This is a genomic window from Paenibacillus melissococcoides, from assembly GCA_944800085.1.
Classification (GTDB): domain Bacteria; phylum Bacillota; class Bacilli; order Paenibacillales; family Paenibacillaceae; genus Paenibacillus_B; species Paenibacillus_B melissococcoides.
In genome coordinates this window covers 505,552-511,884 of the sequence record CALYLO010000005.1, presented here as the reverse complement: position 1 = coordinate 511,884, position 6,333 = coordinate 505,552, and the positions used below count along the sequence as shown (strand labels likewise).

Genomic DNA, 6,333 nt, shown 5'->3' with positions numbered 1-6,333 from the left:
GAGCTAATTTCAAAATAAAAGAAGTATACGAAAATATGGTTTTTTAACAATAAGCACCCTTCGCGGTGCTTTTTTCTATTTTCACTGCTTGACTATGTGAGACTATATGTGATATCATAATTACAGGAGGTGAAACATGGCTAAGATAGAAAAACTCGTCAATAAAATGATGAGGAAACCAAAGGGATAACCTTTCAAGAGGTGAAAAAAGCCCTTGAACACGCCGGATACATAGAAGTGAGAATAGTCGGTTCTCACCATCATTTCCGAAACGCGCAAGGGCTTTTAACCACCGTGAAGCGCGAGAATCCAGTCCATCCAAAGGCTGTGGGAAGATGCGCTTACGAGGTTGAACAAGCATAAGGGGGAGTAATTCCCCTATGTCCCCTATCTTAAGCCAAACATTATGGAAAAGCAAAAGGATCTCAATTATTACCTGAGCCTGCCATATACCTTTCAAGTAAAGCGTACAGAGGATGGCTATTGGGCATCGGTCAAAGAGCTGGATGGCTGTCATACGTCCGGTAACACGTGGGAAGAGGCATATAAGGATCTTCAAGAAGTATTTAAAACGCACATTGAAATAAAGCTGGAGTACGGTGATCCTATTCCGGAACCAGAAGACGAGGAATACAGCGGAAAGTTCCTTGTTCGCATGCCGAAGTCCTTACATCGACACTTGGCGGAGAAGGCAGCGGCCGAAAATGTGTCATTAAATCAATACGCGCTTTATAAATTGAGTCGCTGACAGAGTTCAGCGGCTTTTCCATATCACCGAAAGGAGTTGATAACATGGCATTGACGGCCAAGCAGAAGGCATTTGTGCAAGAGTACCTGATAGACCTCAATGCCACACAGGCGGCAATCAGGGCGGGGTATAGCGCGAAAACGGCGCGGAAGATAGGGGCGGAGAACCTGACAAAACCAGACATCCAGAAGGCGATTCAAGAGGCGATGGAACGACGAGAGAAGCGGACGGAGATAACCCAGGATAGGGTATTGCAAGAACTTGCGAAGATCGGCTTTGCGGACATTAAAAGCTATCTCTCGTTCCGGACTGAACGCGCAGTGGTTGGCTATGAAACTGTGGACGATGAGGAGGTTCCAGTGTTTGGCTATCAAGACGTGATCGAGCTGAAGCCGAGCGACCAGGTGGACGGTGCGGTTATCTCTGAGGTTAAGCACACGAGGGAAGGCATCGCCTTCAAGCTCCATGACAAGGTGTCAGCGCTGGAGAAGATTGGCCGACATCTTGGTATGTTCAAGGACAAGGTGGAGCACAGCGGTAGTATGGATGTGAACCCGCTTCAGGGCCTGACCACCGACGAACTACGGAAGTTGATTCGCAATGGTTGACTTGGAGACAATCAAACGTTATGCCCTTATTGAGCTCGCTTCCGCGAGTTTTTTACTTTTGTCAGGCGATGGCGCCGGACTTTTACCGGGATGATCGGGCATTTCTAGGCGAGCTGTGCGGCGAAATGCAGGATTTTTACGGTTCCGACGATGATATCCTAATCATTAACCTCCCGCCTCGACATGGTAAGTCCAGGACGGCCTCCATGTTCGCCCAATGGGTATACGGGAAGAATCAGCAGGAGAAGGTCATGACCGGATCGTATAACGAGACATTGTCCACGACGTTCTCGAAGGCTGTTCGGGACGGTATCAGTACCGAGAAGGCAGACAAGGACAAGATTGTTTACAGCGACATCTTCCCGGGCGTGAGAATCAAACGTGGCGATGGGGCAATGAACCTGTGGAGCCTGGAAGGTGGATATAACAACTATCTCGCCACGTCTCCGACTGGTACGGCGACCGGCTTCGGGGCTACGATCCTTATGATTGATGACCTTATCAAGAACGCCGAGGAAGCCGCTAACGAGAAAACGCTGGAGAAGCATTGGATTGGTTTACCAATACCATGCTGTCCCGTCTCGAAGAAGGCGGCAAGATCATCATTATCATGACACGGTGGGCAACCGGCGACCTGGCCGGCCGTGCGCTTGAGCACTTCAAGGAGGAGCGCAAGAAAGTCCGCCATTTGAGCATGAAGGCGCTGCAAGACGACGGTACGATGTTGTGCCCTGATATCCTTTCCCGCGAGTCGTATGACATGAAGGTTCGGGCCATGGGCGAAGATATCGCCAGCGCGAACTATCAGCAGATCCCGATCGACATCAAAGGCAAGCTGTACAGCAGCTTCAAGACATACGAGCGGCTGCCGAAGGACGCCAGCGGCAATCCGCTGTTCAGCGGCATTTACGCTTACTGTGACTCCGCCGACCAAGGAGCCGACTACCTATGCAACATCATCTGGGGCGTATACAACAAAGAGGCGTATATCCTGGATGTCATATACACGAAGGAACCAATGGAGATTACAGAGCCCGCTGTCGCGAAGGCTCTTTTTTCGTGTCAAGTCAACAAGGCCCGCATCGAGTCGAACAACGGCGGCCGGGCGTTTGCTCGGAACGTGAAGCGGCTCCTGGAGGAGGAGCACCGGAGCAACCGAACGGACGTGAGCTGGTTCCACCAGAGCAAGAACAAGATTGCTAGGATCGTGTCCAATGCAACCTGGGTTATGAATCACATTTACTATCCGGTGAACTGGCGGGACCGCTGGCCGGAGTATTACAAGGCCATGACATCGTATCAGCGGGAAGGCGAGAACAAGCATGACGATGCGCCGGATGCTACAACGGGCGTGGCCGAAACAATGTATTTGCTGAATGGGGGTTGAGATTATGGGCTTATGGACGGGGGTGAAAAACATGATCATGAAGATGCTGCGCATCAATCCGGCGCCGGAAAATAGGGTCATCACGATTACAGAGCCGCTCAGCTATCAGACCAACGTGCTGCGGAACCGGCTCTGGTACAGGGGCGATCCGTCCGAGCTGGACCAGTTTTACAAGCAGACAGCGCTGGACGCGGTGAGCAAGTCCCGATTTTGGGCGGCGGTGCCCAGCGCCGACTTGTCAATCAGAAAGATACATTCCGGGTTGCCCGCCATGGTGGCCGAGCGGCTGTCTGATATCGTGGTCGCCGACCTGGACGGCGTCGAGCTTAAGAGCCAGGAGCAAACAGACTTATGGGCCGATATCAGCGACGACAACGACTTTGACGAGCTGGTGGGTGAATCCATCATCGAGACGTTGGTCACAGGCGATGGGGCTTTTAAAATCACCGTCGACATGGACGTTACGCAGTTCCCGATCATCGAATTTTACAGCGGTGAGCGGGTGGACTACAGGCGCACCAGGGGCCGGCTGCAGGAGGTTCTTTTCTTCACGGATTACGTTCACAGGGATAAGGATTACCGCCTAGAGGAGACATTCGGCCGGGGCTATATCCGGTATCGGCTGCTCAACTCCGAAGGCAAGGAAGTTCCGCTCTCAACTGTGCCGGAGACGGCAGAGCTGGCAGATGTGACGTATGACGGCGACTTTATTATGGCCGTGCCGTTGGCTTTCTTTAGGTCGAAGAAGTGGAAGGGGCGGGGCAAGTCGATATTTGACTCGAAGGCCGATAGCTTTGACGCGCTGGACGAGGTGATCAGCCAGTGGGTTGACGCCATCCGCGCCGGGCGGGTGCAGAAATACATTCCGGAGGACCTGATCCCTAAGAATCCAAAAGACGGCTCACTAATGCGGCCGAACCCGTTTGATAATCAATTTACCAAGCTGAACAGTGTAATGGTTGAAGATGCCAAGGGACAAATAACGATGGTTCAGCCGCAGATCCTATATGAGGCATTCGTAGCGTCGTATGCCAGCGCGTTGGATATGTGCTTGCAGGGCATCATTAGCCGTCCACCCTCGGCATCGATTTAAAAAAATTGGACAACGCCGAGGCGCAGCGCGAGAAGGAAAAGGCCACGCTTTATACTCGAAACAAGATCATAGAGCGGCTGAATGAGGTTATCCCGCAGCTGGTCGATACGGTCCTGAAGGTATATGACACGATGCGAAACCGCAGCGCGGGGAATATCAGGCAGCGGTGACCTTTGGCGGAGTGTATGCCTCTCCGTCGTTTGATAGCGTCGTGGAAACGGTAGGTAAGGCTAAAACATTATGGCATCATGAGCATCGAGCAGTGGTCGAGGAATTGTATTGCGACACCTGGACCGATTGAGCAAAAGGCTGAAGAGGTGGCCCGCTGAAGGAAGAGCAGGGTCTCACAAGCTATGGATGAGCCGCAGGTCGGGGAGCACGACGATCCGCCGGAATCCTGAAGCTGGTGAGGAAAGACTATGAGCAAGAGCCCATACGATATCCGGGCCATATTCGACGAGATGACGAATCAATCTGGTCAATTCAATGCGCCGCCAAACTTGTCAGGCACAAGACGGAAGAAACAGAAAAGTCAGCGCATTCCAGATTCGAACAGTGGCAGCGTGCCAAGCTGCGGAACCCTCCGGCAGTACAGGAAGACCAAACAAGCGAATTGTTCGAGAGCACAGGCAGGGGGGCCGAGCAGCTGGTCGATGATGTGCTGGCGTCAAGCTTCGCAGAGGGTGAAAGCCGATCTCGAGCGGGTATCGGGGTCGGGTCGTCAATTTCTTTTTTAAAGCCATTCGGCAAGCAGCGCATATGTATCGACAGGGGAAATCGACTTTCCCGAGGAACTTCCGGCCGCCGCTTCCGTCGCCGGAGCCTCGTCCCAATGTGGAGCTGCCGAAGGCGCCGCCGGAGTCGGATTTTTTTCGGCGCTTAACGAGAAGAAGCTCGGCGCGCTCCAGGCGACGGTCAAGAACGACCTGAAGAAGGCCCAGCATGGTGTACTCCGCCGGATTGGATGACGTGTATCGGCAGGTGATTTACAAGGCCGAGGTGCATATGACTGCCGGGGCTATAAACACCCTCGACCAGGCGATCGATGCTGCCACAAAGGAATTTTTTGGCAGCGCGCATCGATTGCATCACCTATTCAAACGGCCGCCGCCGCTACGATACCGGCCCTATGCGGAGATGGCCCCTGCGGACGGCGTCGCAGCGAGCGACGTTCTTAGGTGAGGGTAAAAAGCGCGACGAGTGGGGCATTTATACGGTGATTATGTCGGCGCATGATAACTGCTCGCCGTGGTGTATGCCATATCAAGGTACGGTCATGATTGATGACGTGTACACGTCACTTTCCAAGGATCGGGCTGCCGAGTTGTCCCGGGATACCGGCTATTTGCTGCTGTCGTATGCAATGGAACAAGGCGCATTCCATCCCAATTGCCGGCACACCTTGGCGACATTCTTTCAAGGCATCACGCAGCTGCCGCCTCCCGTCGACGAAGAAACGGCCAAGCGCAACTACGAGGCCGAACAGCGGCAGCGTTACATCGAGCGCCAGATACGCCGATACAAGCGCCTGGAGGCCGGATCCCTTGATGACGCGAACCAGGAGAAATACGCCGCGAAGGTGGAAGAGTGGACCGAGCGGCTGAAGCAGCACCTGGCGGATCATCCTGAGCTCCGGCGTATGCGTCGTAGGGAACGTGTCGAATTACGAAACAGGGGGGATATAGGTGTGGGAAAAATTTACGCAGACATTTCATGCGGCTTATAGGATTGTAGCCTCTCCGATAGCTTTCGTCTTAGCCTTGCCATATAGAAAGTAATTGGTCGCTCAAGTGAGCGGCTTTTTCTTTGCCCTGTCGTATGGCTTTAAACTAGGCATGCTCATTGGCCGGAGCATAACGGTCAACTCCCTAAGCTGGAGAGCAGCTATAAAAATCATTGGAGGCGTTAATACATGGATTGGCTTAAAGTACTGTTGCAAAAGTTAGGCATTGCGGATACAGAGATCGAAAAAATTGACGCAGAGGTTCGTAAAGAGCTGCCGATGCACTTTGTTCCAAAGGACAAATATAACGAGGCGGCAGAGGCCAAGAAGAAAGCCGAGAAGGATGTCGCTGATCGCGATAAGCAGATCGAGGACCTGGGCAAGGCTGCGGGCCTGTCCGAGGAGTTGAAGAAGCAGATCGAGCAGTTGCAGGTTGAAAACAAGACGGCCAAGGAGAAATACGAATCCGACCTGAAGGAACTGACGTTGACCAATGCCATCAAGTCGGCGCTGTCTGGGAAAGTCCATGATGAGGCACTGGTTACAGGCCTGTTTGACAAGTCCAAGCTAGTCATTGACGGTGATAAGGTGGTCGGACTGGAGGAGCAACTGAAGGACCTGCAAGAGCATAAGGGGTTCTTGTTCAAGACTGAAGAGACCCAGCAGCAACAACAGCAGCCGGGATTTAAGGTTGGCGGGAACGGCGAAGGCACTCCACCTAATAACAAGCCTGTGTCATTGGCCGAAGCTATCGCTTCACATTTCAAACAATAA

The 6,333-nt window shown here is 52.8% G+C and carries 10 protein-coding genes; 9 read left to right on the top strand and 1 reads right to left on the bottom strand.

Annotation, left to right across the window (positions count from 1 at the left end):
- Positions 1–201: 201 nt before the first annotated feature.
- The 7 genes from OCY70_RS20310 to OCY70_RS20280 all read left to right on the top strand — a co-directional run bounded on the left by OCY70_RS20310 (position 202) and on the right by OCY70_RS20280 (position 4,006).
- The gene (locus OCY70_RS20310) at positions 202–363 is read left to right on the top strand and encodes a type II toxin-antitoxin system HicA family toxin (protein WP_315973924.1); all 162 of its coding nucleotides are present in this window, start codon (positions 202–204) and stop codon (positions 361–363) included.
- Between the two features lie 43 nt (positions 364–406).
- Positions 407–748, top strand: a complete 342-nt coding sequence (locus OCY70_RS20305) for a type II toxin-antitoxin system HicB family antitoxin (protein ID WP_213429985.1) — start codon at positions 407–409, stop codon at positions 746–748.
- 44 nt (positions 749–792) lie between these two features.
- Positions 793–1,356, top strand: a complete 564-nt coding sequence (locus tag OCY70_RS20300; protein ID WP_261945126.1) for a terminase small subunit — start codon at positions 793–795, stop codon at positions 1,354–1,356.
- A gap of 206 nt (positions 1,357–1,562) precedes the next feature.
- Positions 1,563–1,970 carry a hypothetical protein gene (locus OCY70_RS20295; RefSeq protein WP_261948788.1) on the top strand — a complete coding sequence of 136 codons (408 nt, stop codon included), beginning with the start codon at positions 1,563–1,565 and terminating at the stop codon, positions 1,968–1,970.
- Positions 1,904–2,743: a phage terminase large subunit gene (gene terL / locus OCY70_RS20290; RefSeq protein ID WP_261948787.1), complete on the top strand. Its 840-nt coding sequence runs from the start codon at positions 1,904–1,906 to the stop codon at positions 2,741–2,743. Before OCY70_RS20295 ends, terL begins: the two co-directional genes overlap by 67 nt.
- 4 nt (positions 2,744–2,747) lie before the next feature.
- Positions 2,748–3,836: a capsid protein gene (locus tag OCY70_RS20285; protein WP_261948786.1), complete on the top strand. Its 1,089-nt coding sequence runs from the start codon at positions 2,748–2,750 to the stop codon at positions 3,834–3,836.
- A 5-nt stretch (positions 3,837–3,841) separates the two neighbouring features.
- Positions 3,842–4,006: a hypothetical protein gene (locus OCY70_RS20280; RefSeq protein ID WP_261948785.1), complete on the top strand. Its 165-nt coding sequence runs from the start codon at positions 3,842–3,844 to the stop codon at positions 4,004–4,006.
- Positions 4,007–4,569: 563 nt separating this feature from the next.
- On the opposite strand, the gene OCY70_RS20275 is transcribed toward OCY70_RS20280, so the two are convergent.
- Positions 4,570–4,755, bottom strand: coding sequence for a hypothetical protein (locus OCY70_RS20275; protein ID WP_261948784.1), 186 nt, complete (start codon positions 4,753–4,755; stop codon positions 4,570–4,572).
- 210 nt (positions 4,756–4,965) lie between these two features.
- Between OCY70_RS20275 and OCY70_RS20270 the strand changes: the two genes are divergently transcribed.
- Positions 4,966–5,562 (top strand): phage minor capsid protein, encoded by a 597-nt coding sequence (locus tag OCY70_RS20270; RefSeq protein WP_261948783.1) that lies wholly within the window; start codon positions 4,966–4,968, stop codon positions 5,560–5,562.
- Positions 5,563–5,748: 186 nt separating this feature from the next.
- On the top strand, positions 5,749–6,333 hold the full coding sequence (locus OCY70_RS20265) for a phage scaffolding protein (RefSeq protein ID WP_213429989.1): 585 nt from the start codon (positions 5,749–5,751) through the stop codon (positions 6,331–6,333).